The sequence below is a fragment of the Amycolatopsis sp. 195334CR genome, assembly GCF_017309385.1.
GTDB lineage: Bacteria > Actinomycetota > Actinomycetes > Mycobacteriales > Pseudonocardiaceae > Amycolatopsis.
The window spans coordinates 689,831-715,290 of the sequence record NZ_JAFJMJ010000001.1 but is presented as its reverse complement, the minus strand read 5'-3'; the positions used below and the strand labels follow the sequence as shown (position 1 = coordinate 715,290).

Below are 25,460 nucleotides of genomic sequence, written 5' to 3'. Positions count from 1 at the left end.
CACCGTCCAGCTTAACCGGATTTCGGGAGCACGAGCCGGAAAGTGGCGCCGGCGCCCGGTTGGGTGGACACCGACACCGTGCCGCCGTGGGCGGTCACCAGCGAATGGACGATCGCCAGGCCGAGCCCGGCGCCACCGCCGTGGTCACGGGCGCGCGAGGGATCCGCGCGGTAGAACCGATCGAAGACCAGCGCCACCTGGTCCGGGGAAAGACCGGGACCGGAGTCGGCGAGCTCCAAAATGGACTCATCGGCGTGCGTGCCGACCCCGATGCGCACGGCGGAACCCGCCGGAGTGTGCGCGATCGCGTTGCCCACCAGGTTGCTCACCACCTGCCGCAACCTGGCCTCGTCGCCGAGCACCGGGGCGGGCGCGGGATCCGGTGCGTCGCCGAGCCCGGTGAGCGCGACCTCGCGGGCCGGGTCCAGCGCGCGGAGGTCGTGCAGCGCGTCCGCGGCCAGCGAACGCAGGTCCATCGGCGCCCGGCGCAGGTCGAGGCCGCCTTCATCCAGTTGCGCGAGCAGCAGCAGGTCGTCCACCAGCGCGGTCAGCCGGGTCGACTCGCGTTCGATGCGGTCCATCGTCGCGTCGATCTCGCTGCCGCCCATGCGGTAGAGCTGCGCGAATCCGCTGATGCCGGCCAGCGGGGTGCGCAGTTCGTGGCTGGCGTCCGCGACGAACGTGCGCAGGCGTTCCTCGGAGCGCGTGCGCGCGGCGACAGCGGCCTCGATCTGCGCCAGCATGCCGTTCAGCGCGGTGGTCAGCCTGCCGACCTCGGTGGATTCGGCGGCGGTGAACGGAACCCGCCGCGACAGGTCACCGCCCGCGATCGCCGCCGCGGTCTCCTCGATCCGGCGCAGCGGCCGCAGCCCGGCCCGCACCCAGAACCACCCCGCGGTGGCCAGCACCACCAGCAACCCGCCGCCCACCAGCACGCAGACCAGGCGCACCCGCGCCACCGTTTCGTCCACTGAGGACAGTGCACCGGCCACCACCACGCTGCCACCGGTGCGGACCGGCAGCGCCAGCACCCGCCAGTCCGCCACTTCGAACGGCTGACCGCCGCGCGCGAGCACCGCCGCGCGGTCCAGTTTCGGCAGATCCGGTACGGCAGTTCCCCGGAGCGCCAACGACGGTTGCCCGTCCGGGGTCAGGTAGGCCAGGTAGAGGTCGTCGGGTCCTTCGCGCGGGATCGGGGCGTTGCCCGCCAGGTTCGCGACCACCGGTTCCGGCACCGCGGCCAGCACCCCGGCGGCCACCGACACCTGGAGGTCCACCTGCTCCACCAGTGGTTTCCGCAGCGCGACGAGCACCACCGCGCTGCTGGCCACCATACCCGCCACCAGCAGCGCCATCGCGATCAACAGCACCCGCGCCCGCAGCGACAGCCGCTTCACCGCGGTGCTCGCAGCACGTAACCGATCCCTCGCACGGTGTGGATGAGCTTCGGCTCCCGGTTGTCCACCTTGCGCCGCAGGTAGCTGATGTAGGACTCGACGATGCTGGCGTCGCCGCCGAAGTCGTAGCGCCACACGTGGTGCAGGATCTGCTCGCGCGCCAGTACCCGGTCGGTGTTCTCCAGCAGGAACCGCAGCAGGGTGAATTCGGTGGGGGACAGGGAAACCGGCGCACCGCCGCGGGTGACCAGCCGGGCCACCGGGTCCAGTTCGAGGTCACCGGCGGTCAGCACGGCACGCGAGGAACCGCTGGTGCGGCGCAGGATCGCGCGGATGCGGGCGATCAGTTCTTCGAGGCGGAACGGTTTGGTGACGTAGTCGTCGCCGCCCGCGGTCAGCCCGGCGACCTTGTCCTCCCCGGCGTCGCGGGCGGTCAGGAACAACACCGGCACGTCGCGGGCGGGTGCCGCGCCGTCGCGCAGGCGGCGCAGCACCTCGAAGCCGTCGACGTCGGGCAGCAGCACGTCCAGCACCACCAGATCGGGCGGCCGCTGCGCGGCGATCCGCAGCGCCTCGACCCCGCTCGCGGTGGTGGACACCGCGAACCCGGCGAACCGGAGGCTGGCCGCGAGCAGTTCGCGCAGCGTCGGGTCGTCCTCCACCACGAGCAGGTTGGCCGTCATGTCCGTCGACGATGCCAGTGCCGGGCGCCTTCGACGAGCAGGCACGCCACTCCTCCCGCGGCGAGCCCGGTGGCGGCGGCGATGAGCACGTCGCCGGTGAGTCCCACTTCGAAGCGGAACACTTCCACCCGCGCGCCGCCGAGCCACGCCATCGCCGCGCAGCACAACGCCATCACCCAGGGGGCGTGCCAGCGCGCGAACACCGCCACGAGCACGGCGACCACGAGGGCGAGGGGCCACAGTGGCAGGTCTGGCAGGTCTGGCAGCTCGAGGCCGTGCCACGGCACGCCGAGGCCTCGGGTCAGGGCCACGCAGAGCAGGTTGGGTGCGGTGAGCAGCATCGTGCCGAGCATTCGCGCGCTCGTGAAGGACAACACCGCACCGACGAGCGTCGCGACGGCTGCCGTACCGAGGAGCACCAGCGCGACGTTGCGGACCCACGGCCATCGCCAGCTGGCGACCCGGATGGCGAGGGTGGTGGCCAGCCAGAGGAGCCCGCCGACGAGGGTTGGCAGGAGCTGGACCTGGGGGAGGATGCACACGACGAGGAGGCCCGCGATGAACACCGCCGCTGCGCTGGCGACCTGTTCCCAGGTGGTGAGCCAGGCGGTCAGCAGAAGCGCGCCGATCAGCGAGATCCCCAGTGGCAACCCGGAAACCGAGCCGGGCCCGAGTTGGACGGCCCCACCGACAGCGAGCGCGAGCGCGGCCGGGGCGGCGCTCGCGTCGAGGCCTGAACCGATGCCGAGGCCGGGGGCGCCGCCGATGCCGAGAGTAGCGGAGATGCCGTCGAGGCCGGGGGCGCCGGAGATGCCGCCGCCGTCGCCGGAAGCGCCGCCGAGGGCCGGGGTGTCAGCGTCGCCGGCGAGCAGGGTGAGGCCGAGCAGCGCCCACCCGGCCATGCCCGTCCACGCCGCAAGCCCGGCCGAGAACCCGGCCGCGGCCCCGCGCTTCACACGTCCCTCGTCCGCAGCACGCCGTAGCCCGCCGCGCCGATCACCGCCACGAAGCCGCACAGGATGGCGAAACCGGTCCACGGCGGCAGCGCTCCGGCCGCCGGCAACACGTTCACGATCTTCTCCCCGGCGGACGTCGGCCAGTACCGGTCCATCCAGTCTCGCCAGCTGTCGGGGAAGGTCTGCGCGATCAGCCGGATCAGCAGCGTGGCCGAGACGAGTACACCGATCGCGCCCGCCGTCGACCGGAGGACCGCGCCCAGCCCGAGGCCGAGCAGGCCGACCGCGGTGAGGTAGAGCCCGCTGCCGATGACCGCGCGCAGCACACCGGGCTGGTCGAGCGTCGCGTACGGCGCACCGGCGGCGTCGATCACCGCCTGCCCCACGAAGAACGAGGTGAACCCGATCAACTGGCTCAGCAGGAACGCGATCCCGCCGAACACCACGGCTTTCGCGGCGAGGAGGCGGCCGCGCGCGGGCACCGCGACCACGCTCGGCTGGATGGTGCCGGTGGAGTACTCGGCGGTGACCACCAGCACGCCGAGCACACCGGTGGCCAGCTGCGCCACGATGATGCTGGTCAGGCTGGTCGCGGCCGGATCCCACTCGGCGGGGTCGTAGGCGCGGGCCTGCGCGGACGACGACAGCGCGGCGACGCCCACGCCGAGCACCGCGGTCACCACCATGGTCAGCCACGTCGAGCGGAGGCTGCGCAACTTGGTCCATTCGGAACGGAGGAGGTTCACGCGCGCACCCCGTATTCGACGGAATCGTGGGTGAGGGCCATGAACACGTCCTCCAGCGAGCCGCGGCTCGGGGTCAGTTCGGCCAGCGCGATGCCTTCGGCGGCAGCGAGTTTCCCGATCTCGCGCGCGGTTCGATCGACCACGCGCAGGGTGTCGTCGTCGAGTTCGAAGGTGGCGCCGGTGCGCCGGAGTAGCCGCGCCAGCCGGTCGGTCTCGTCGGTGCGGACGAGCACGGTTTCCTCGCTGTGCAGGCGGAGGAAGTCGTCCATGCCGGTGTCGGCGATGAGGCGGCCGCGGCCGAGCACGAGCAGGTGGTGCGCGGTCAGCGCCATCTCGCTCATCAGGTGACTGGAAACGAGCACCGTGCGCCCTTCGGCGGCAAGGTCGCGCATGAGGCCGCGGATCCAGCGGATGCCTTCGGGGTCGAGGCCGTTGACCGGTTCGTCGAACATCAGCACCGGCGGGTCGCCGAGCAGGGCGCCCGCGATGCCGAGGCGCTGGCTCATGCCGAGGGAGAAGGTGCCCGCCCGTTTGCCGGCCACGTTCGACAGGCCGACGAGCGCGAGCACCTCGTCGACGCGGGCGCGGCCGATGCCCGCGGTCTGGGCGAGCGCCCGGAGGTGCTGGACGGCGGTGCGTCCCGGGTGCACGGCCCGCGCGTCGAGCAGGGCGCCGACCGTGTGGAGCGGGCGCGGGAGTTCGGCGTAGCGGCGGCCGTGGACGGTGACGGTGCCCGCGGTCGGCGAATCCAGTCCGAGCACGAGCCGCATGGTGGTGGACTTGCCGGCGCCGTTGGGGCCGAGGAACCCGGTGACGCGGCCGGGTTCGATGGTGAAGTCGAGCCGGTCGACGGCGAGCTTGTCGCCGTAGCGCTTGGTGAGGCCCCTGGCCTCGATGGTGTCGCTCATGGGAGTGAGGCTGGCGACGACAGGTGACGACTCCCTGGGAACGCGGCGGTGGTCGTCGGTTCACGGGGCGCAATTCCCAGGAAACTCCCAGGGAAATCGGGCAGTATGCACTGCGTGATGTTGCTGGTTCCCTCGGACGTGCTGCGCCCTCGCCGTCCTGACGCCCATTTCGCGGCCGAGGCCGATGCCGCCCGGGACGCCGGGATGGACGTGGCGCTGGTCGATCACGACGCGCTGGCCACCGCGGGCGGCGCCGACGAGGCTGTGCGGCGGGTTCCGCCGGGCAAGGCTGTCTACCGGGGCTGGATGTTGAGCAGCTCGCGGTACGCGGACTTCGACAAAGCACTGCGGCGACGCGATGTCGTCCTGCGCACGACGGCCGCGCAGTACCGGCGGGCGCACGAACTCCCGGGCTGGTACGCGGATCTGGCCGACATCACTCCGCGGACGGTGTGGACGGAAGGGGCTGAGCGCGCGGCTTTCGAGAGCGCGTGCGGTGAACTCGGCCCCGGGCCCGCGGTGTTGCGTGACTACACCAAGTCGATGAAGCACTACTGGCACGAAGCGGCGTTCGTCCCCGACGTCGCCGACGTGACGGCGGCTTGGGCGGTGGCGAGCCGATTCCTGGAACTACGCGATCGCGACTTCACCGGCGGCTTCGTCCTGCGGCGGTTCGAGAACTTCGTTTCGCGGGAAGTGCGCACTTGGTGGGTCGACGGCGTTTGCCGTCTCGTCGGACCGCACCCGGACACACCGGACGACTTGCCCGACGCTGATCTCGGGGTCGCGTCGTTGGTGGGTGGGCTCGGTTTGCCTTTTGTCACCGCTGATTTCGCGTTGCGTGAGGACGGCGTGTGGCGGCTGATCGAACTCGGTGACGGGCAGGTGAGCGATCGTCCTCGTTCGGTGCCGCCGGGGGAGCTGCCGCTGACCTAGCGGGCACACCTCAAGGACTGAGCCGACCCACCCGGAGCCTGCGGGCTGGCCGTCGCCAGGCCGCGGACTTCGAGCACGGTCTCGTCCGGGAACCGCGCTTCCCCCGGCGGCAGCACGACCTGCGCCAACCCGGACCGGTCCCGCAGCACGAGGAACGTGACGGACTTCAGCCGCCGCGTGCGGTGGACCCAGCCGGCGATCCGCACGGAACGCCCGGTGTGCCGGGAAAGGTCACTGGACAGGACGCGAGCGGACATGGCACTCCAAAGTGGACACCGATCGCCGGTCACCACAGCATAGGCAACCACCGCACCCCGGCGCGCCCCATTTTCGCGAGCGTCCTACCGGGCGGCACGGACGACGCGGTCGCGCGTCCTGGCGTCGCTCAGCAGGGCGGCGTCGAACTCACGCGAACCCGAGCGCACCGCGGAAAGCACGGCGCCGAGGAACAGCTCCATGCTGTCCGCGGGCGGCACGCTCCGCGTCTCGTGCACGCCACCGATCTCGAAGTGCAGGTCGGCGGTCAGGTCCGGCGGCGCGGAGAACGGCCTGGGCACGTCCACCGCGACGCCGGGCCCGAGCAGCTGCAGGTTGTTGCGGTAGTGCGTGGTGAAACCGAACTGCCCGACGACGGTACGGCCGCCGGGGTAGCCGGCCAGCACGCTGTAGGCCAGTTCCAGGCCGTCCGCGGTGCGGTCGCCGACGATGACGTGCACGTCGTCCGGTTCGACACCCCACAGGACCCGGCCCAGCGACGCGAAGTACGGCCCGGTGTCGAGGAAGGCCCCGCCGCCCGAGGACCGCTTGTGCCGGAAGTCCTCCGGCGGCACGGGCGGGGTGAACACCGCGACGGCCTTGGTGATGTCCTTGGTCAGGTCCGGCGAGAACATCGGGTGGAACGAGTAGTTCGTCGCCTCGGCCAGCACCAGCGACCGGCTCCGGGCCAGCTCGACCAGTTCCTCGGCCGTGTCCAGCGTCAGGAACGCGGGCTTGTCCACCACGACGTGGTGGCCCCGCCGCAACGCGTGCCGGACCACCTCGGCGTGCGTGCTGTTGACCGTCGAGACGTAGACCAGCGCGGGTTCCGTGCTGTCCAGCGCCGCGTGCCAGTCCGTGTGCCGACGCCCCGGCCCGGGCACCTCACCACCGTGCGCGCTGGCCACGTCCACCACCTCGATGCCGTCCAGCGCGGACGCCGCGGGCAGCACCCGCCGCCGGGCGAACCGCGAGAGGCCGACGAGCAGGAACCTCACAGCAGGCACGCCATCAGGCTGCGGGCTTCGACGTTGAGGTAGTAGCCCGACTGCATCAGCCGCCCGAGCAGGCCGAGCGTCATCCACCGGTAGTTCTCCGGCGCCTCGACGTGGTGGTCCTCCGGGAGCTCGATCACCAGGTGCTCGGTGTCGGCCCGGTGGAACCGGCCGCCGTCCTCGGACTGCACCGACTTCAGCCGCACCTGCCCGACCGCCGAATCCAGGTACTCCACCAGCGGCGGCAGATCGCGTGCGTCGCGGCAGTAGCCGGGAGCCAGCTGGATGGACGCGCCGAGTTCGAGCCGGTCGGTCGACCCCGGCTGGATCATCGCCTGGGTCAGGAACCGCAGCACGCCGTTCTGCCGCTGGCAGAGGAAGGCGACCAGGTTGCCCGGCACCGGTTCGAGCATCGGCTGCGTCCAGGTGCCGACCTCCCGGCTGGTCGCCGCCACCGACAGCCCGATGATCCGGAAGTACAGCCCGTCGCGGTGCCGGATGCTGCCGCCGTCCGCCGCCCAGCCGTCCATTTCGGACAGTCCGATCCGCTTGACGTCGAGGGTGTAGGTCTCCTTCTGGTCGATCAGCCAGGTCATCACCTCGGCCAGGTCCGCGTCGGACCGCTGCGCGTTGTGCGAGGCGACGGTCCGCGCGTGGAAGCCCTCGGCCGCGGGCCGGACGCGGGCGCCGTCGTAGGAGATGCAGGCCAGCACGGTGCGGGCGTTCATGTTGACGTTGCCGAGCGCGAGCTGCCTGCGCAGCTGGCCGAGCGTGAGCCAGGTGAAGTCGTCGCGCTCGGCGACCTCCTCGTCCGGCGGCAGCTCCACGATCATGTTGCGGTTGCGCTTGTGCAGGTACCAGGACGCGTGCTCGGACAGCAGCCGGTCCACCAGGATGTGCCCCCGGCTGCCCTTGAGGAAGTACTCCAGGTACGGCGTCGACCGGCCGCCGTGCACCCGCTGGTAGTTGCTCTGGGTCGCCTGCACGGTGGCCGCGTACTGCACCAGCGTGGTGTTGCCCGGCTCCATCTTCACCTGCATCAGGAAGTGGTATACGCCGTCGATCTTCTTCACCAGGATGCCGAGGATGCCGATGTCGGGCTGCACGATGATCGGCTGGCACCACCGCGGGTTCGGCCCGAAGTTGGTCCGCACCGACAGCCCCTCGACGGTGAAGAACCGGCCGGTGGCGTGCTCGAGCCGGTCGTCGAGCCGCCACGAGTCCAGCGTTTCCAGCGGGATCTCGTCGACCTGGTAGCTGGAGACGGCGAACCGCTGCTTGAGGAACAGGTCCGGGTCCTCCGTCTGCGAGCTGATCGTGGTCAGCGCCGAAACCAGGAAGTCATCAGCTCGGCCGGCCGGAGTCGACATCGCGGTCCTCTCCCTTCCTCCACGGCGACGAGTCCGCCGAGACCGACGGCAGCGGGAACACCAGCTTGCCGCCGCCCGCCACGTAGTCCCGCTCCCGCTCGACGAACCCGTCGCGGAAGCCCCACGGCAGCACCAGCAACTGGTCCGGCCGCTGCGCCTTGGCCTCCTCCTCGGAGACGATCGGGATGCCGGTGCCGGGGGTGACCCGGCCGTGCTTCTCGGTGCTGACCTCGCCGATGCACGGCAGGTCGTCGGTGGTGACCCCGCAGTGCTGCAGGATCACGTTCCCCTTGGTGGACGCGCCGTAGCCCAGGGTCAGCTTGCCCGCCGCCTTCGATTCGTCCAAAAAGGACCGGACGTCGACGCGGTGCTGCTCGACGCGGCGGGTGAAGGCGTCGTAGGGCGCGTCGGTGTCCAGCCCCAAGGACGCCTCGTACTGCCGGATCCGGTCGATCTGCGCGGTGTCGATCTTGTGCTTGGCCGGGTTCTTCACCAGCGTCACGCACAGGCTGCCGCCGTTGACGTCGGTGACCTCGGCGGTGGACACGGTCAGCCCGACCCGCTCGGCCATCCACTCGATCTGGCGCAGGAAGTAGTACTCCAGGTGCTCGTGGCAGATCGCGTCGTAGACCGGCGTCTCCAGCAGCGGGACCGCGTAGCTCATCTCGATCATCCACACGCCGTCGTCGGTGAGGATGTCGTGCACGGCGGCCATGATCCCGAGCGGGTCGGGCAGGTCGTAGAACATCGCGATGGAGGTGACGATCTTGGCCTGGCGGGTGCCGAACTGCTCGGCGTAGACGGCCTTGGTGAAGAAGTCCGGGATCAGGTCGATGTCGGCGGGGTAGTACTCGCGCCACTTCTCGCCGGTCGGGTCCACGCCCACCCTGGTCAGCCCCGGGGTGCGGTAGCCCTGCAGCAGCGTCGAGTCGTTGCTGCCGATGTCGAGCACCAGGTCGCCGCGGTCCAGGTCGACCATGCCGGTCAGCACGTCGACCTTGCGGTGCAGGTGGTTGACCATGAACGGGCGGACGCTCGAGCGGTAGCCGTAGTGCTCGCCGTACATCAGCGTCAGGTCGGAGGTGTGCCGCAGCTGCAGCAGCCCGCAGCCGCCGGGGGCGCACCGGACCAGCTCCAGCGGCGCCGATGGCACCACCTGACCCGGCCGGGGGAAGATGCCGGTCAGCGCCTGGTTCCCCAGGTCCAGCACGGTCAGCAGCTCGGTGTTGCCGCAGATGCGGCACGCGGTGCACTCGACGATGGCCATGTTCTCGGCGATGTTCATGGCGCCTTCCAGGTGACGGCCGATCGAGTTCGGCACCCGACCGGCGGGATGGATCGCACGCGGCTCCCGGAGCTCCCGGCGCGACTCTCTTGGTGAACAGTGTGTGCCCGTGACGTGCTCGGCAACGTCTCTTCAACTGCGCTCGTGGAGCTCTTCCTCCACGTCCACGCACTCGTAGTAGCGCGGCAGCCAGCCCTCCTGCTCGGCCTCGGCGAGGGTCGGCGCGACCTGGTCGCGCGCGGACAGGATCGGTTCCTTCGGCAGTGGCAGGTCGAGCTCGGGGTCGAGCGGTGACAACCCCAGCTCGTGCTCCGGGACGTACTCGCCGGAGATCATGTAGCACATCACCGTGTTGTCCTCGAGCGCGACGAACATGTGCCCGACGCCGACCGGGAAGTAGACCGAGCGGAAGTACGTCGGGTTGACCTCCACCACGTCCCAGCGGCCGAACGTCGGCGAGTCGACGCGGATGTCCACGACGATGTCGAGCGCCGACCCCGCCGCGCAGTAGACGTACTTGGCGCAGCCGGGCGGGGTCACGGTGAAGTGGATGCCCCGGACCACGTCCCGGCGGGACAGGCTGTGGTTGGTCTGCGCCACGGTGAACAGCCGCTGGCCGGTCGCCCGCTGGAAGTGCGTTTCCTGGAACGGCGAGACGAACAGCCCGCGGTCGTCGTTGAGCACGCTCGGCGTCAGCTCAAGAGCGCCCGCCACGGCGAGTTCGCGGACCTTCATGTCCGCCTACCCGGCCTCGCGGAGCCTGCGGCGGTCGAGGACCGAGATCAGGCTGCTCGCCACGCGCTCGACCTCGGCGTCGGTCAGCGACTGGTGCAGCGGCAGCAGCAGGGTGATCGCCTCGGCCTCGTCGGTCCCCGGCAGTTCCACCCCGGTGGCGAACAGCGGGACCTTGTGCAGCGGCGGATAGCGGTAGGTGGTGTAGATGCCCAGTTCCAGCAGGTCCTCGGCGACGGTGTTGCGCACGGTCACGTCGTCGAACTGCAGCCAGTAGAAGTAGTTCGTCGAGACGTGGCCCTCGGGCAGGGCGGGCGGGCGCCGCACGCCGGGAACGCCTTCGAGCAGCCGGTCGTACTGGGCCATGATCTCGCCGCGCCGCTGGATGAAGCCGGGCAGCTTGCCGAGCTGGACGCGGCCGATGGCGGCGGTCAGGTCGTTGCCGATCAGCCGCCTGCCGACCTCGTGGATGGTCTGGTCCCACCAGCGGCGCGTGCCGTTGTTCTTCATCGCGGCGAACGCGCCCCGGTCGTCGAGACCCTGGTAGGCCAGGCGGTGCGCGCGGCGCGCCAGCTGCGGGTCGCGGACGTAGATCATGCCGCCGTCGCCGGTGGTCATGATCTTGCGCGAGTCGAAGCTCCAGATGGCGATGTCGGCGAAGGTCCCGCAGGCCCGGCCGTCGATGCTCGACCCGACGGCGCAGGCGGCGTCCTCGATGAACGGGATGCCGCGTTCCTGGCACAGCTGCGCGATTTCGACGATGTCGCCGGGCTGTCCGCCGTAGTGCAGCAGCATGACCGCCTTCGTGCGCGGGGTCAGCACCGCCCGCACGTCGTCGACGGTCGGGTTGAGGGTGCGCGGGCGGACGTCGCAGAAGACCGGGGTGGCGCCGGCGGCGGCGACGCAGTGGCCGTTGGCGGGGAAGCTCACCGACGGGAAGACGACCTCGTCACCGGGACCGATGTTCAGCAGCTCCATCGCCAGGTGCAGGCCGGCGGTGGCGGAGTTGATGAACAGCACCGTCTCCGCCGGCACGCCGAGGTGGTCGGCGAACTCCTGCTCGAACGCCTTGGTCTGCGGGCCGTACCCCAGCCACTGGCTGTCGAACACCTCCGCGACGGCGGCCAGTTCCTCGGCGCCGACCTGTGGCTGAAACATGTTGATCATTCGTGCACCCCTTCACGCGCGGGTCACCCCTGTCCACCGATCGATGCTGGCACAACGGGCGGCGGCGGCCTTCCTTTGTCCTGCGCACCTGCGCGGGCTGACCACGCGCCGTCGCGACGGGCGCAAGCCAGGAGATGCGGCGGCCCGCCCAGCGGCGTGACGCTGGCACAGCCGACCTGACGGCAAGCCGGGGTGCGGCTCCGGTCTGGAGGAGGAGCAGGGATGGACTACGACCCAGAGCACGCCGAACTGTACGAACTCGTCTTCAACAGCCGCGGCAAGGACTTCGACGCCGAGACCGAGAAGCACGCCCAGCTGATCCTGTCCCGCTTCCCCGAGGCCAAGAGCGTGCTGGACGTCGCCTGCGGCACCGGTGCCCACCTGGCCGCGTTCGCGAAGAGGTTCGACCACGTGGAGGGCGTCGAGCTCACGCCGGCCATGCGCGACGTCGCGACCACCCGGCTCTCGCAGTCCGCCGTCCACCTCGGCAACATGGTGAACTTCGACCTCGGCCGCACCTTCGACGCGGTCACCTGCCTCGGCAACGCGATCGGCGAGGTCGGCTCCGCCGAGGAGGTGGCGGCCACGGTCGCCAGGATGGCCGCGCACACCGTGCCGGGCGGGGTGGTGATCGTCGAGCCGTGGTGGTTCCCCGAGCTGTTCATCGACGGCTACATCGGCAGCCACCTGGCCGAAGAGGACGGTCGCGTGGTGGCTCGCGTCAGCCACTCCACCGTGCAGGACGGGCGCAGCCGCATCGCCTTCGAGGCGATCGTGGCCGACTCCGACGGCATCCGGAAGTTCTCCTCCGTCCTGTCGGTCGGCCTGTTCACCCGCGAGGAGTACGAGTCGGCCTTCGAACGGGCCGGCTGCACCGTCGAGTTCGTGCCCGCCCTGCGGTTGGGCGACGGCCGGGCGACCAGCCCCGGCATCTTCGTCGGCGTCCGCAAGTAGGCCGAGGACGCCCGGCAGCGTCGGCCGAAACGACGTCCAGAAAAACGACGCCCACCAACGTTGAGGAGATATTTCGATGCGAGTCCTCGTGACCGGCTTCCCGCACGTCACCCACCTGAACCACCTCACCCCGCACGCGCAGGCGCTGCAGGCCGAGGGGCACGAGGTCGTCGTGGCCTGCCCGCCCGGCGCCGAGGAGCAGATCGTCGCCTCGGGCCTGCCCACCATCAAGACCGGCGAGCCGGAGCCGCATTCGCTGCAGAACTGGGCGAAGTACGGCCTGCTGCCCAGCCCGGAGGAGATGGAGGAGCTGGCGGCCAAGCTCGACCTGACCGGCGACGAGCGGGACAACTGGGACGCCTACTACCAGTTCTTCCTGTTCTCGGCCCGGTACTACCTGCCGCCGGAGCCCCGTGAGGACGTCGACAACCTGATCGCCTTCGCGAAGCAGTGGAAGCCGGACCTGGTGCTGTGGGAGTCCTGGTTCCCGTGCGGCGGGATCGTCGCCAAGGCCGCGGGCGCGGCGTCGGGCCGCGTGCTCAACGGCCCGGACTACGGCGGCTGGGCGATCGAGAAGTTCGCCGAGCGGCGGGCCGAAGGGCACGACACGCCGGAGAACCCGCTGGCGATCTCGCTGCGCGCGCTGGGTGACCGGCACGGCGTCGAGGTCGACGATTCCGTGCTGCTCGGGCACTTCACCGTCGACGCGATCCCGTCCACGTCGATGCGCCTGTCGAAGAACATCTCCACCGTGCCCGTCCGCTGGGTCCCCTACAACGGCGGCGCGGTGCTGCCGGAGTGGCTGCACGAGCCCACCGAGCGGCCGCGCGTGGCGCTGACCGTCGGGGTCTCGACCCGGGCGTACCACGAGGGCGTCGACCTCATCCCCAAGATCTTCGAGGCGATCAAGGGCCTGGACATCGAGGTCATCGGCACGTTCAACGACAACCAGCTGGTCGGCGCGCCGCCGGTGCCGGAGAACCTGCGCGTGGTCGACTACGTGCCGTTGACCAGCCTGCTGCCGACCTGCGTCGCGGCCATCCACCACGGCGGCAGCGGCTCGTTCGTGGCCACCCTCGCGGCCGGCATCCCGCACGTCATCGCCGACACCGAGGAACCGCAGCGGATGGTCTTCAGCGGCGAGGGCGATTCGATCTCGGTCACCGTCACCGAGCGCAGCGTCGACGCGTGGCTCACCGCGCGGCTGGTCAAGGAAACCGGTGCGGGCGTGCAGATCAACCGCATCACCCAGTCCGCCGAGGAGATCCGCGCCGCGCTGGTCGCGGTGCTGGAGGACCCGTCCTACGCCGCCGCGGCCAAGTCCATGCACGACGCGTGGCTGGCCCGGCCGACCCCGGCGGGCATCATCCCGGAGCTGGAGAAGCTGGCCGAGTTCCACCGCTCCGCTCGCTGATCCCCGCCTGACCGCCCCGGAACCGAGTTCCGGGGCGGTCAGGCGACGCGGCCCGCTCCGAACACGTCGGCCTCCACCCCGGCGATGAAGTCGCTGGGGAAGCCGACGCTGAACTCGGTGGCGGGCACGAACCGGTCGCGGCGCCCGGTGAGCAGTTCGCCGACCACGCGCTCGCTGTGGCCGTCGCCGTAGAAGTTCGTCTTTGTCACGCCGGAGTACAACCACTCGGTGCCCGCGGTGCTGAAGAAAACCGTGAACTGCTCGACGAGGTGGTCGCTTGGTCCCGGGCCCTCGCGTCGCTGCGAGGCGCGGCGGCCTGAGGGGCCGGGCGGGTGCGGGGGATCGAGTGGGCCCGGTGAGACTCGAACTCACACTGGCACGGACCTAAACCGTGTGCCTCTGCCAATTGGGCTACGGGCCCCGCTCGCGGGTGCAGCCTAGCGCCGCGCCCGGTGGGTCGGATCGGCGGGCGGATGCCCGGTGATCTAACGTTGGGGCCTGCGACAGGCTGCCTGGCGAGGAGGACCCGTGGCGCGCGACCCGGACACCATTGAGCGTGAGATCGAGAAGGCCCGCGACGCGCTCGCGTCCACGCTGGACGAGCTCAGCGTCAAGGCCAACCCCAAGCGGCTCGCGGACACCGCGAAGACGAGCGTGCTCGCCAAGCTGAGCGAGCCCAAGATCAAGTACCCGCTGATCGGCGCCGGGGTGCTGATCGGCGCCCTGCTGCTGCGGAAGCTGATCCGCTAGCTCACGCGCTGCTGCTGCGGAAGCTGATCCGCTAGCTCACGCCCTGCTGCTGCGGAAGCTGATCCGCTAGCTCACGCGCTGGCGACCGGCGGCTTCGCTTCGACGGGGTCGCTGGTCTCCTGCCGCTGCGGGGCGATGGCCTCACCGAGTTCGGTGAACACGCCACCCCCGTCGGCGTCGTCGATCGCTTCCTGCAGCTCCGTCTTCGACGAGTCTTCCGGCTGCTCTTCTTCGGCCGGCGCCTCGGCCTCCTCCGGCCGGGTCAGGCGGGCGCTCATGTACGCGTGCGTGAACTCCAGCGCACTGCCGTTGAGCAGGTGCACCACGGTGGCCTTCGCGCCACCGGCGAGCTTCTCCACCAGTTGGTCCGCCCGGTCGCGCGCGGCGATGATGCCGGGCGCCTTGCCGGTCAGCGTCTCCTCCGGACCGGTGACGGTCACCGTCCAGTCGTCGTCTTCCGGCGTGTACGTCGCCGTGATGGTCGCCGCCATCCGCCCCACCCCTCTCGTGCAGCTGACACCCTGGTCGGGGAAAGCTGGTGCCGAGGCATTGTAGATCCGTCGGCGGTTCTATCGATACCGCACGAGCGACGCTGTGTCACAGCTAACCGGGAAAAAGCTACTTTGGGTAGTTGGTTGATGGCTCAGGTGATAGTGCGTTCGTGTAATCCGCCCCACAACAGGTCCATCGCGTACCCGGTGGCCATCTCTGGGGTGATTTCGTCGTGGCGTTCGCACCAGATCGCCAGCCGTTCGCAGGCACCCACGACGAATTCGGCGGAAGCCTCCACCTGCAGGGGTGAGGCGGCACTGAAGTAACCGGCCATCAGCGCGGCGATCAGATCGGTCTGCTGCCGCCGGGTGGCCTCGATGCCGTCCGCCGCCGGGGTGCCGATCAGCGTCATCTCGTGCCGCAGCAGCGACCACGACTGCCGCCGCTCGCGGATGAACACGAAGAAGGCGAGCAGGCCGCGGCGCAGCGCGTCCTCGGCGTCCTCGGCCAGCGAGACCGCCTCTTCGGTGGCCACGCGCAGTTCGGCCCGCGCCTGCCCGATGCACGCCAGCAGCAGGCCTTCCTTCGAGTTGAAGTACTCGTAGAGCATCGGCTTCGAGACGCCGACCCGTTCGGCGATGTCGTCCATCGACGCGGCCACGTACCCGCGTTCGGCGAAGACCGCCTCGGCCACCTCCACCATCTGGCGCTCGCGCTCGGCGCGGGGCATGCGCTTGCGCCGCGGGGCCTGCTCGGTTGTCATGCGCCCACTCTACCGACCATCTACCGCCGGTAACCTACTCCAAGTAAGATGGACTCCGGGTAACAGTAAAACGGCGTGGAGGACAGGGCATGAACCAGCGCGACGAAACCGGTGTGCTGATCATCGGGACCGGCTTCTCGGGCCTCGGGATGGCCGCGAAGCTCCGCAAGCAGGGCCGCACCGACTTCGTGATCCTGGAGAAGGCGGACGAGGTCGGCGGCACCTGGCGCGACAACACCTACCCGGGCTGCGCCTGCGACATCCAGTCGCACATGTACTCGTTCTCGTTCGAGCAGAACCCGTCGTGGTCGCGGGCCTTCTCGCCGCAGCCGGAGATCTGGGACTACCTGCGCGGGTTCGCCCGCAAGTACGACCTCTACTCCTACGTCCGCTTCGGCCAGGAGATGACCGGCGCGCGCTGGGACGAGGACGAGCAGCGCTGGCACGTCACCACGAAGGCCGGTGACGAGTTCGTCGCGCGGTTCCTGGTGGCCGGCGTCGGCGCGCTGCACCTCCCGCAGATCCCGGAACTGCCCGGCATCGAGAAGTTCGAGGGCCGCGCCTTCCACTCGGCGACCTGGGACCACGACTACGACCTGCGCGGCAAGCGGGTGGCGGTGGTCGGCACCGGGGCCAGCGCGGTGCAGTTCGTGCCGAAGATCGCCGAGGAGACCGAGGCGGTCCACCTGTTCCAGCGCACGCCGCCGTGGATCATGCCCAAGCCGGACCACGAGATGCCGGACTGGTCGAAGCGGCTGTTCGCGCGGGTTCCCGGCGCGCAGCGGCTCTACCGGAACCTGCTCTACTGGATGCTCGAGGTGCGCGCGGTCGGGTTCAACGGCCGCCCGTGGCTGATGAAGCTCGCGCAGCGGCTGGCGAAGGCGCAGATCAACAAGGTGATCAAGGACCCGGAACTGCGGCGGAAGGTCACCCCGGACTACACGCTCGGCTGCAAGCGCGTGCTCATCTCCAACGACTACTACCCGGCGCTCGCCCGCGACGACGTCGAGGTGGTCACCGACGGCATCGCCGAGGTCAGGGCGCACAGCGTGGTGGACGGGGCCGGGGTCGAGCGCGAGGTCGACGCGATCATCTACGGCACCGGGTTCCACGTCACCGACGCCTTCGACGACCTGGAGATCACCGGGGTCGGCGGCCGGGCGCTGAACAAGGAGTGGGCCGCCGAGGGCATGCGGACGCACCTCGGGATCACCGTGGCCGGGTACCCGAACCTGTTCTTCCTGCTCGGGCCGAACACCGGGCTGGGGCACAACTCGGTGGTGTTCATGATCGAGTCGCAGACGGAGTACATCAGCGACGCGATCCGGCTGGTCGAACGGACGCGCTCGGGCGCGATCGAGCCGCGGCAGGTGGTGCAGGAGCGGTTCAACACCGAGATCCAGGGGCAGCTGGAGCGCGGGATCTGGACGCAGGGCGGGTGCCAGAGCTGGTACCTGGACGCGCAGGGGGTGAACCGGACCATCTGGCCGGGGTTCACCTGGCGCTACTGGCTGCGGACGCGGCGGGTGGACCCGGCGGACTTCCAACTGGTCGGCCGGTCGCGGGGGTAGGCGCTGTGAATGTGGCTTTCACTGCGGAATCCGCAGTGAAAGCCACATTCACAGCACGGGCCGGGGTGGCGCCCCGGGCCGAGGGAGGACGGCCCGGGACGCTCGGCGCGCTGCCTCCGACGGGGGCGGTGCCGGAGGTGCGCACGATCAGGGGACGCGCGGCTCGCGCGAGTGTCACGAATGTGGCTTTCGAGACGTTCTGCGCCACGAAAGCCACATTCGTGACACCAGGGGCAGGTCAGCTGGTGGGCGGGGCGGACAGGGTGCGCAGGCGGCCCACCAGGTCGGCCGGACCCAGGCCGCACAGGGCGGCCAGTTGCTTGATCGCCGCCTCGTCGAGCTGGATCTCCCGGGCCGAGTTCCCGTGGTTCAGCCTGCCTTCGGCCCACCGGCGCAGCGGCAGCAGTTCCGGCTGCGAGTCGGCGACCACCTGGCGCAGGTCCAGCCGCACCCGCCCGGGCTCGTCGGTGAACACCCGGCGGTGCACGCGCGCGAGCAGGTCCTGCGGTAGTTCGTCCATCGCCAGGCAGAGCTCGACCAGCCGGACCACCGAGCACTGCCGGGTGCCGAGTTCGTAGGTGGCCAGCGTCTGCAGCGAGATGTCGCTCTGCAGGTGCTGGTTCAGCTCCTTGCGCGTCCAGCCACGCCGTCGACGGAGCTTGCGAAGCTCCTCCCCGAGGACTCGCTGATAGATGTCTCCGTCGATCCTCACTCCGCGTCCCCTGCCTCGACCGCGCGTCTGTCCGCACTCCGGCGCCGACGCCCCCGTTGGAATGCGAGCTGTGTTCACGGTTATGTAAGTCGGCAGGAAGCCATCTCTTACGTGATTTCGGGTGGGTGTTTTCGACCCGATACGTTGGTCCGCCTGAACGGCGGAGGGCACTACTCCGAATGGACTAGCGTCAGTTCACGCAAGTGACGCCATCGGCGGTGATCGGCTGCTCTGCGGAACCGTCCGGTTGCGCAGGCGGTTGCTGCGGTTGCGGAGCGGTGAACCCCCGGGCCGGGGTCGAGCCCGCGGCCTGGGAGGTCGTCCCGGCACCCGAGTAGTCGCTCCCGATGAACACCGTCACGTGACCGGCCGTCACCGTCGGGTCCTCCTCGGCGCTGAGCTGCCCGCCCAGCGCGTCGGCCACCGCCTGCCCGGCGGCCTGGCCACCGGCGCCGTAGCGGACCACGCTGGTCTTGCGCGAGGAGGAGTTCGAGGTCTCGCCCGCGGTGAAGCCCTTGCCGGTGAGCGCCTCGGACACCTTGGCCGCCAGCCCGGTCACCCCGGAGGCGTTGCGCACGTCGACCGTGGTCTTCGCGTTGTCCGCGTTCGGCCCCGGCGCCGCGGGCGCGGGCGGACCGGCCAGGCCCTGCACGAACTTCTTCACCTCGGCGGGGTCGACCTGGATGGCCGAACCGTCGTTCGGCGTCGTGTAGTCCATGTTGACCACCGGGATGGTGCGGAACTCCAGCTGCCCGCCGGTCAGCCCGCGCATCTGCTGGGCGAAGCCGACGATGTCCCAGCCCTGGTTCAGCACCACCGACTTCTGCAGCGCGCCGGCCAGGTCGTTCAGCTTCACCGGGTCGGCCAGCGTGCCCGCGGAGAGCACCTTGCGGGCCAGCCCGGCCATGAACACCTGCTGGCGGACCACCCGGTCGAGGTCGCCGCGCGGCAGGCCGTGCCGCTGGCGGACGAAGGCCAGCGCGTCCGCGCCGGAGACCGACTGCGGGCCCTTCTGGAAGTTCGCGCCGGAGAACTCGTCCTTGACCGCGTCGTTCAGGCAGACGTCGACGCCGCCGATGGCGGTGGTCACGTCGTGGAAGCCGAGCAGGTTGATCGAGGCGTAGTTGTCGATCTTCGACCCGGTCAGCTTCTCCACCGTGGCGACCAGGGTCTTCGCGCCCTCCTGGTTGCTGCGGAGTTCGAGCTGCTGCGGATCGGTGACGCCCTCGCCCTCCAGCTTGCGGCGGGAGTCGGTCTTGGCGCGGGCGTAGGCCGAGTTGATCTTGTGCTTGCCGTAGCCGCCGGGGATGTCCACGTAGGAGTCGCGGGGCAGCGAGATGGCCACCGCCTTGCTGCCGTCGTTCGGGATGTGCACGAAGATCAGCGTGTCGGTGTTCAGCTCGCCGTCGGCGGCCCCGGCACGCAGCTGCGCCAGTACCTCCTTCGGCAGCGGGTTGCCCTGGGCGTCGGTCCGGCTGTCCATGCCGACCAGCAGGATGTCGCGCGCACCGTCGGCCGGCTTGTCGCCGCCCGCGTCGGCGGCGATCACGTCGGTCGTGGTCAGGCCGTTGACCAGGCCCTGCATCGCGGCCCAGGCGTACCCGGTCAGGCTCATCACCAGCAGCGAGACCAGGGCCAGCGCGATCTTCACCCCGCGCCGGGACCGCTTCGGCGGCGGTGGCGGGGGAACCGGGCGACGGGCCTCCGGGCGGCGCACCGGCGGGCGCGACCCGCCGGCCGGCGGGCGCCGGGGCGGGAGGTCGCGGTTGCGCGGCGGGGTGGAAGCGGGTCTGGGGCGGGCCGGGGACTCGTCCTGCCATGGCCGGGCGGGGCGACGCGCCCCTCGGTCATCTCGTGGCGGGTGGTCCAACTCGGACAGCTCCTCGGTTCGCTTGCCTTACTCAGTAGGACGTACGGAACCCGCGCACGGTTGTGCGCAGGAGATCTCAGCCTGGCACACCGGTTCGGAAAGCGCGCCACAGCTCCCTCAGGACGTGGCTCTTGCCACCTCCGGCGGGGCGAACAGCCTGGTCAGGAGCGTGCCGATGACGGCGATCACGGCGAGTACGGCGACCACCCCGTGCAGGGCGACCCCCAGCCGGTCGATCACCGGCCCGGCGGTCGCGGACAGCAGCGGCGGCACGCAGGCGAGCGCGGTGAGCACCCAGGTGGCCGGCGCGTCGCTGGTGCCGATGCGCTGCGTGTGCAGCAGGAACACGCCCAGCAACAGGTGGACCAGGTTCTGGATCGGGTCGGGTACCAGCCCGAACTGGCCGCCGAACTGGGTCAGCGCGAAGCCGAACAACCCCATCACCGCGAAGCCGAGGCCGAGCACCACGGCGGACCGGCCGAGCAGCCTGCCCAGCCCGCCGTCGGCGACCGGCGCCACGGGCGGGTGCGGCGAGTGGTTGTGCGCCCGGCGCTCGAACCACCAGAACACCAGTACGGCGGGCCCGGCCAGCAGGCCGAGCGCGGCGACCGTGCGCGGGTGCGTCAGCCAGGCCCACGCGTCGATCACGTTCACCGGCAGGTAGACCACGGTGACCAGCAGCAACATCGTGGCGAGGAAACCGAGGTAGAGGCTCATCGGCGCCCGCAGCGCCTGTGCGGCCGCCCTGGCCACGTCCTCCCGGGCGGCGAGCCGGGCCAGCGGCGTGCCGAGCAGGCCGAGCAGGCACAGCTGCGCGACACCGAGCAGGAGCACCGGCAGCGTCGGGGCGGCCAGCGCGGGCGGTGCGGCCGAGACGTTGAGCAGCATCGGGGCCACCCCGCCGGTCGTGGTGGTCAGCACCAGCGCGCCGAGACCACCGGCCGCACCGGCGACCAGCGGCAGCCGCTTGGGCGTCCCGCCCGCGGCGTGCACGAAGGCGACCTGCTGGGCCAGCAGCGCCAGCGCGAACCCGCCGGCGTAGCGGGCGATCGGCGAGCCGATCAGCTCCGCGGTGACCACCGCCGCGGCCAGCGCGACCACCACCGGCCAGCCCGAGCGCAGGCGGCGCTGCAGTGCCGACATGGCCGGGGTCAGCACCACGGTGAGCAGGTAGAACCCGAGCAACCACAGCGGGTGCAGGGCGATCCGGGTGACCACCGCGGTGGTGCCCGCCGGGATGTGCAGCAGTTCCAGCGCGGTCGGCACGGCGAACGCGACCAGCACGAAGATCAGCGCCGGGCGCAGCAGCCAGCTCGCCCGGTGCGCGAGGTACTGGCGGTACCCGCCGCCGTTGTCCACACAGGCCCGCCAGCCCGCCGCGTTGGCGTGCCCGCCGGCGAAGAAGAACACCGGGGCCAGCTGGGTCAGCCAGGTCAGCGGCCACAGCCAGCCGTCCGGCACCCCGGCCCAGTGCCCCAGCGCGGTCGCCGACTCGCCGAGCACCAGCCCGGCGATCGCGGCCACCGCGAGCACCATCCACCGGCCGCACGGCAACACCGGCGGGATGGCCGCGGGCAGTGCGGTGGCACCGGTGGCCTTCGGCACCGCACGCCGGGCCCGCAGCCAGCCGCGCAGCCGGAACACCAGCAGGCAGCCGATCACCGCCACCCCGGCGAGCATCGGCCCGATCGGTTCGCCGGTGGGCGGTCCCCAGCGCTGGTGCCATGAGTTGACCACCAGGCCGGCGGTGTACAGCGAGGCGACCGCCTTGCAGGTGCCCGCCGAGTCCATCGGGTTGAGGTCGCAGGTGGCCTGCATGTCGGCGGAGAGCCGGGCGTCGAGCGCCTCGCGCCACTTCGGGTCCAGCGGGTGGCCCTGGTTCTCGGCGTAGCGCAGCAGGTCGTAACCGAGGTCGTGGGACATGCAGGCGACGCCGAAGTCCCAGCGGGTGCTGTCCTCACCCCACGGCGCCGAGCAGCCGCCGCCGACGTGGACCGCGCGGACCGTGCCGTCGCGGGCCGGTTCGGCCGCGGCGGTCACCCCGAGCACCTGGTTCAGGTCGGCCGGGAGCAGGGCGAGCGCGGTGGGCTCCGCGCCGGGGGAGACGAGCGCCTCCACCGCGCGCTGCGCGTCGGCGACACCACCCTGGGGCGGTCCCTGATCGGGCACCGGGGCCGACCTCGAGGCGACAAAACCGAACCCGACGACGATCAGCGTCACGAGCAGGAGCCAGGCCGAGGTCGACAGAGAAAGCCGGACGCGCCGAGGCGCGTCCGGCCGGATGTCGGCGGCTGCGGTCATGGACTCCAGGGTCTCAGTCCGGTCTCGGCGGGCACATCCGGATAACCCCCGGACGTCTTCCGTGCAGGTTACCGGCGGTTCGGCCGGGCTCGCCGCGGTTCGAAGGGAACCCTTAGTTGCCCCTTCGGGCAGCCACTGTCCCCTTTGCACTCGTTCGAGCGACCGTTTTGCCAGGTCAGGGCCTTGTGAACAGTGTTAGTGGCGGAACTTCGGCTCCAGCCGTACTCGACCCGGCCACGACTAGCCTCGGACGTCCGAAATCGAGGGGGAAATCCGTGAATTGCCCTGTTCAACTGCCATCGCCCGCCGTCTCGCGAGTGTTGCTCTGCGTCCGTGACGGAGATCTGCGGGCCGACATCGTGGTCGAGCTGTCCGCCCGCCCCGGGCTGGTGCTGGCCGCGCCCGCCGACGACGTGCACCAGCTGGTCCACCGCGCCCGCGGCTGGCGGGCCGACGTGGTGGTGCTCGACCTCACCATCGCCGAACTGGAGGTCGCCGAGGTGAGCAGGCTGCTCACCGATCCGGCCGCCGACCACCGCCCGCGCCCGCTGCTGCTCGCCGGGGACGGGCAGGACGACGTGGTGGTGGCCGCCATCCGCGCGGGAGCGCGCGGGGCGGTGCCGCGGTCCAGCCCGACGAGCGAAATCGGTGACGCGGTGTGCGCGGTGGCCGGGGCCGGCGCCTACCTCGGCGCGCCGTTGACCCGCCGGGTGCTCGACCGGCTCACCGCGCCCGGCCGGGAACTCGCCGAGGTGTTCCCGCGCCTGACCCGCCGCGAACGGGAGGTGGTGCGGTACCTGGCGAAGGGCATGTCGAACGCGGAGATCGCCCGCGAGACCGCGCTGACCCTGCGCACGGTCAAGTACCACGTCTCCGGCATCCTGCGGAAGCTCGACTGCCGGACCAGGGCACAGGCCGCCGCCCGGGTCGGTGCCGCGGCCGATTTCCCTTTGGCGACGGCAAAACTGCAGGAGCGTGCAGGATAAGGACAGCCGCGCGTCCGTTCGGGTGGTCTGGACCGCGAGGCCGGTGGGCGCGGTGCCCGCTGGGCCAAAATCGCGAACACTGAGTCACCGAACGGGGCGGGGGAGCCACCGTGGAGCGGGTTGAGGGCGGGTTCGGCGCGGTCCTGCGCGCGCACCGGAGCCGGGCGAGGCTGACCCAGCGCGATCTGGCGGAGCGGTCGGGGATCAGCCTGCGCGCGATCCGGTACCTCGAGCAGAACCGCGTCGAACGGCCGCGCCGGGATTCGCTGCGCCGCCTGGCCGACGCGCTGGACCTGCCCGGCGCGGTGGCCGCGGCCTGGGCGGGCGGTGAGTTCCGGCTGCCGTCCGACCAGCTCTCGGTGCAACTGCTCGGCCCGCTCACCGTGGCCAGGGACGGCACCTCGCTGGACCTGGGCCCGGCCAAGCAGCGCTGCCTGTTCGCCCTGCTGGCCCTGCGGGCGGGCGAGGTGGTCGACCGGGCGGAGATCATCGACGCGCTCTGGGGCGACCGGCCGCCGGCCAGCTGCCTGAACCTGGTGCACACCTACGTTTCCGGCCTGCGGAAGGCGCTGGAACCCGAGCGCGGCGGGCCGTTCGCCCCGGCGCTGCACTCCAGTTACGGCGGTTACCGGCTCGATGTGGCGGATCTGGACGTGGACCGGTTCGACGGGCTGGCCCGCCGGGCGCGGGCGATCCGGTTCTCGGAACCGTTGCCCGCACTGGATTTGTTCGCGCAGGCCCTGCGGGAGTGGCGGGGGCCGGTGCTGGCCGGGCTGCCGGCGAACCTGCGGTCGCACCCGTTGGCGGTGGCCGTGGCGAGGCGGCGGCTGGTGACCGCGCTCGACTACGCCGACACCGCGCTCGCCGCGGGCGAGGCCGCCGACGCGGTCGAGCACCTCCAGTTGCTGGCGGAGGCGGAACCCTGGCACGAAGGGCTTTCCGCGCGGTTGATGCTGGCGCTGGCCGCGTCCGGGCAGCAGGCCGTGGCGCTCGCGTTGTTCGCCGAGGTCCGGCAGCGGCTGGCCGACGAACTCGGCGTCGGTCCCGGTGCCGAGTTGCGGGCCGCGCACCTGCGGGTGGTGCGGGGCGAACTCGGCACGAGCGAGCCGGTGCCCGCGCAGCTGCCCGCGGACGTGGCCGGGTTCGTCGGCCGGACCGCCGAACTGGCGCGGCTCGACCAGCCCGCGCCGATCACCGTGGTCGACGGCCGCGCCGGCGTCGGCAAGACCGCGCTGGCCGTGCGGTGGGCCCACCGGGTCCGCGCCCGGTTCCCCGACGGTCAGCTGTACGCGCACCTCCGGCCCGGGGTCCAGCCGCTGGACGTGCTCGCCCGGTTCCTGCGCGCGCTCGGCGTGCCGGCGGACGGTGTGCCCGGTGACGTCGAGGCGGCGGCGAGCCGGTACCGCGCCCGCCTGGCCACCCGTGCCGTGCTCGTGGTGCTGGACAACGCGGCGGACGCCGACCAGGTGCGCCCGCTGCTGCCCGGCAACCCGGCCTGCCCGACGCTGATCACCAGTCGCGAGCCGCTCGTCGCGCTCGACGGCGCCCGCCGGTTCACCCTCGAACCGCTCGCCGACGCCGACGCGCGGCTCCTGCTGGCCGGAATTCTTGGTGGCGAACGGGTGACATCTGAACCGGCGGCAGTGGGCGAATTGGTGACGCTGTGTGGTCGCCTGCCGTTGGCCCTCCGCCTCGCCGCGGCGAACCTCGGCGCCGCGCCCGGGTCCGGGGTGGCTGCCTACAACGCCGCCGTCCACGCCCACGGCAGGCTGCGGTCGGGCCCGGCGGACCTGGTGCGGGCGGCGTTCGAACTGTGCTACGCCCGGCTCGATCCGCGGGCCCGGCGTTTGTTTCGCCTGTTGAGCCTGGTGCCGGGAACCGATTTCCCGGCGGAGGTCGCCGAGACCCTGTTGGGTGACCCCGGTGGGGGCCGGGTGCTGGTCCGGCTGGTAACCGCGAATTTGGTCGCGGAACCGGTGCCGGGCCGGTTCCAGTTCCACGACCTCCTTCGTGAGTACGCGACCGAGCGCGCGATGGCCGAAGAAGGGGAGCGGGAGCTGGCGGCGGCTTTGTCCCGGCTGCGGAGAACGCCCCAATAGTGCATTGGCATCAACCCGGGTAAAGGAGATTCTTACCACTCTGCGGAACCGCCGCCGCGAGAATGCCCTGACCACCGCGTATTCGCTGCCGACGATTGTCGGTAACAGTGTAATTGGT

24 protein-coding genes, 1 tRNA gene and 1 pseudogene are annotated in these 25,460 nt (G+C 71.1%); 8 read left to right on the top strand and 18 right to left on the bottom strand.

The genetic code is table 11. The annotated features are described in order from the left end of the window. Positions 1 to 11: 11 nt before the first annotated feature. From JYK18_RS03570 to JYK18_RS03550, 5 genes are read right to left on the bottom strand one after another with little or no spacing between them, the layout of a single operon-like run. On the bottom strand, positions 12 to 1,397 hold the full coding sequence (locus JYK18_RS03570; RefSeq protein ID WP_206800732.1) for a cell wall metabolism sensor histidine kinase WalK: 1,386 nt from the start codon (positions 1,395 to 1,397) through the stop codon (positions 12 to 14). Next, the gene (locus JYK18_RS03565) at positions 1,394 to 2,080 is read right to left on the bottom strand and encodes a response regulator transcription factor (protein ID WP_206800731.1); all 687 of its coding nucleotides are present in this window, start codon (positions 2,078 to 2,080) and stop codon (positions 1,394 to 1,396) included. Before JYK18_RS03565 ends, JYK18_RS03570 begins: the two co-directional genes overlap by 4 nt. Next, positions 2,077 to 3,036 (bottom strand): hypothetical protein, encoded by a 960-nt coding sequence (locus tag JYK18_RS03560; RefSeq protein WP_206800730.1) that lies wholly within the window; start codon positions 3,034 to 3,036, stop codon positions 2,077 to 2,079. The genes JYK18_RS03565 and JYK18_RS03560 overlap by 4 nt, the downstream gene beginning before the upstream one ends. Next, on the bottom strand, positions 3,033 to 3,782 hold the full coding sequence (locus JYK18_RS03555) for an ABC transporter permease subunit (protein WP_206800728.1): 750 nt from the start codon (positions 3,780 to 3,782) through the stop codon (positions 3,033 to 3,035). The genes JYK18_RS03560 and JYK18_RS03555 overlap by 4 nt, the downstream gene beginning before the upstream one ends. Beyond that, positions 3,779 to 4,690, bottom strand: coding sequence for an ABC transporter ATP-binding protein (locus JYK18_RS03550; RefSeq protein WP_206800718.1), 912 nt, complete (start codon positions 4,688 to 4,690; stop codon positions 3,779 to 3,781). The genes JYK18_RS03555 and JYK18_RS03550 overlap by 4 nt, the downstream gene beginning before the upstream one ends. Before the next feature lie 117 nt (positions 4,691 to 4,807). On the opposite strand from JYK18_RS03550, the gene JYK18_RS03545 reads away from it, so the two are divergent. Continuing rightward, positions 4,808 to 5,626, top strand: coding sequence for an ATP-grasp domain-containing protein (locus JYK18_RS03545; RefSeq protein WP_242578931.1), 819 nt, complete (start codon positions 4,808 to 4,810; stop codon positions 5,624 to 5,626). Here the strand turns inward: JYK18_RS03545 and JYK18_RS03540 are convergent. The 6 genes from JYK18_RS03540 to JYK18_RS03515 all read right to left on the bottom strand — a co-directional run bounded on the left by JYK18_RS03540 (position 5,623) and on the right by JYK18_RS03515 (position 11,430). Beyond that, positions 5,623 to 5,883, bottom strand: coding sequence for an OB-fold nucleic acid binding domain-containing protein (locus tag JYK18_RS03540; protein WP_206800701.1), 261 nt, complete (start codon positions 5,881 to 5,883; stop codon positions 5,623 to 5,625). The two genes, JYK18_RS03545 and JYK18_RS03540, sit on opposite strands and share 4 nt — an antisense overlap. An 84-nt stretch (positions 5,884 to 5,967) precedes the next feature. Beyond that, a complete protein-coding gene (locus JYK18_RS03535; protein ID WP_206800699.1) occupies positions 5,968 to 6,888 on the bottom strand; it encodes a Gfo/Idh/MocA family protein in 921 nt (306 codons plus the stop codon). Then, a complete protein-coding gene (locus tag JYK18_RS03530) occupies positions 6,876 to 8,246 on the bottom strand; it encodes an NDP-hexose 2,3-dehydratase family protein (protein WP_206800697.1) in 1,371 nt (456 codons plus the stop codon). The genes JYK18_RS03535 and JYK18_RS03530 overlap by 13 nt, the downstream gene beginning before the upstream one ends. Beyond that, complete coding sequence (locus JYK18_RS03525; RefSeq protein ID WP_242578930.1) at positions 8,221 to 9,531, bottom strand: class I SAM-dependent methyltransferase; 1,311 nt, start codon at positions 9,529 to 9,531, stop codon at positions 8,221 to 8,223. Before JYK18_RS03525 ends, JYK18_RS03530 begins: the two co-directional genes overlap by 26 nt. Positions 9,532 to 9,663: 132 nt before the next feature. After that, positions 9,664 to 10,266, bottom strand: a complete 603-nt coding sequence (locus JYK18_RS03520; protein ID WP_206800694.1) for a dTDP-4-dehydrorhamnose 3,5-epimerase family protein — start codon at positions 10,264 to 10,266, stop codon at positions 9,664 to 9,666. Between the two features lie 6 nt (positions 10,267 to 10,272). Next, on the bottom strand, positions 10,273 to 11,430 hold the full coding sequence (locus JYK18_RS03515) for a DegT/DnrJ/EryC1/StrS aminotransferase family protein (protein WP_206800693.1): 1,158 nt from the start codon (positions 11,428 to 11,430) through the stop codon (positions 10,273 to 10,275). 222 nt (positions 11,431 to 11,652) lie between these two features. Here JYK18_RS03515 and JYK18_RS03510 point away from each other — a divergent pair, with 222 nt between their 5' ends. Further along, on the top strand, positions 11,653 to 12,384 hold the full coding sequence (locus JYK18_RS03510; protein ID WP_206800690.1) for a bifunctional 2-polyprenyl-6-hydroxyphenol methylase/3-demethylubiquinol 3-O-methyltransferase UbiG: 732 nt from the start codon (positions 11,653 to 11,655) through the stop codon (positions 12,382 to 12,384). Between the two features lie 76 nt (positions 12,385 to 12,460). Further along, positions 12,461 to 13,798, top strand: coding sequence for a nucleotide disphospho-sugar-binding domain-containing protein (locus JYK18_RS03505; protein ID WP_206800689.1), 1,338 nt, complete (start codon positions 12,461 to 12,463; stop codon positions 13,796 to 13,798). 38 nt (positions 13,799 to 13,836) lie between these two features. Here the strand turns inward: JYK18_RS03505 and JYK18_RS03500 are convergent, their stop codons facing one another. After that, entirely contained in the window at positions 13,837 to 14,007 is a 171-nt protein-coding gene (locus tag JYK18_RS03500; protein ID WP_206800686.1) for a hypothetical protein, read from the bottom strand. Between the two features lie 19 nt (positions 14,008 to 14,026). On the opposite strand from JYK18_RS03500, the pseudogene JYK18_RS48255 reads away from it, so the two are divergent. Then, positions 14,027 to 14,110 (top strand): annotated as a pseudogene (locus JYK18_RS48255) (hypothetical protein); the annotation flags it as partial. Positions 14,111 to 14,145: 35 nt separating this feature from the next. Here the strand turns inward: JYK18_RS48255 and JYK18_RS03490 are convergent. Further along, positions 14,146 to 14,219, bottom strand: a tRNA-Leu gene (locus tag JYK18_RS03490). Positions 14,220 to 14,326: 107 nt separating this feature from the next. Between JYK18_RS03490 and JYK18_RS03485 the strand changes: the two genes are divergently transcribed. Continuing rightward, complete coding sequence (locus JYK18_RS03485) at positions 14,327 to 14,548, top strand: DUF3618 domain-containing protein (RefSeq protein ID WP_206800684.1); 222 nt, start codon at positions 14,327 to 14,329, stop codon at positions 14,546 to 14,548. A 71-nt stretch (positions 14,549 to 14,619) separates the two neighbouring features. Here the strand turns inward: JYK18_RS03485 and JYK18_RS03480 are convergent, their stop codons facing one another. Next, positions 14,620 to 15,039, bottom strand: a complete 420-nt coding sequence (locus tag JYK18_RS03480) for a hypothetical protein (RefSeq protein WP_206800682.1) — start codon at positions 15,037 to 15,039, stop codon at positions 14,620 to 14,622. A 152-nt stretch (positions 15,040 to 15,191) separates the two neighbouring features. Beyond that, a complete protein-coding gene (locus JYK18_RS03475; protein WP_206800680.1) occupies positions 15,192 to 15,803 on the bottom strand; it encodes a TetR/AcrR family transcriptional regulator in 612 nt (203 codons plus the stop codon). 89 nt (positions 15,804 to 15,892) lie between these two features. On the opposite strand from JYK18_RS03475, the gene JYK18_RS03470 reads away from it, so the two are divergent. Beyond that, the gene (locus JYK18_RS03470; RefSeq protein ID WP_206800678.1) at positions 15,893 to 17,374 is read left to right on the top strand and encodes an NAD(P)/FAD-dependent oxidoreductase; all 1,482 of its coding nucleotides are present in this window, start codon (positions 15,893 to 15,895) and stop codon (positions 17,372 to 17,374) included. Between the two features lie 238 nt (positions 17,375 to 17,612). Here the strand turns inward: JYK18_RS03470 and JYK18_RS03465 are convergent, their stop codons facing one another. The 3 genes from JYK18_RS03465 to JYK18_RS03455 all read right to left on the bottom strand — a co-directional run bounded on the left by JYK18_RS03465 (position 17,613) and on the right by JYK18_RS03455 (position 22,257). Further along, on the bottom strand, positions 17,613 to 18,086 hold the full coding sequence (locus JYK18_RS03465; RefSeq protein ID WP_206800676.1) for a helix-turn-helix domain-containing protein: 474 nt from the start codon (positions 18,084 to 18,086) through the stop codon (positions 17,613 to 17,615). A 190-nt stretch (positions 18,087 to 18,276) separates the two neighbouring features. Continuing rightward, positions 18,277 to 19,701, bottom strand: a complete 1,425-nt coding sequence (locus JYK18_RS03460; protein ID WP_206804003.1) for an LCP family protein — start codon at positions 19,699 to 19,701, stop codon at positions 18,277 to 18,279. Positions 19,702 to 20,073: 372 nt separating this feature from the next. Then, positions 20,074 to 22,257, bottom strand: coding sequence for a phospholipase (locus JYK18_RS03455; RefSeq protein ID WP_206800674.1), 2,184 nt, complete (start codon positions 22,255 to 22,257; stop codon positions 20,074 to 20,076). A gap of 317 nt (positions 22,258 to 22,574) precedes the next feature. Between JYK18_RS03455 and JYK18_RS03450 the strand changes: the two genes are divergently transcribed. Then, positions 22,575 to 23,243, top strand: a complete 669-nt coding sequence (locus JYK18_RS03450; protein WP_206800673.1) for a response regulator transcription factor — start codon at positions 22,575 to 22,577, stop codon at positions 23,241 to 23,243. Between the two features lie 110 nt (positions 23,244 to 23,353). After that, the gene (locus JYK18_RS46405; RefSeq protein ID WP_307795767.1) at positions 23,354 to 25,342 is read left to right on the top strand and encodes a BTAD domain-containing putative transcriptional regulator; all 1,989 of its coding nucleotides are present in this window, start codon (positions 23,354 to 23,356) and stop codon (positions 25,340 to 25,342) included. Positions 25,343 to 25,460 lie beyond the last annotated feature (118 nt).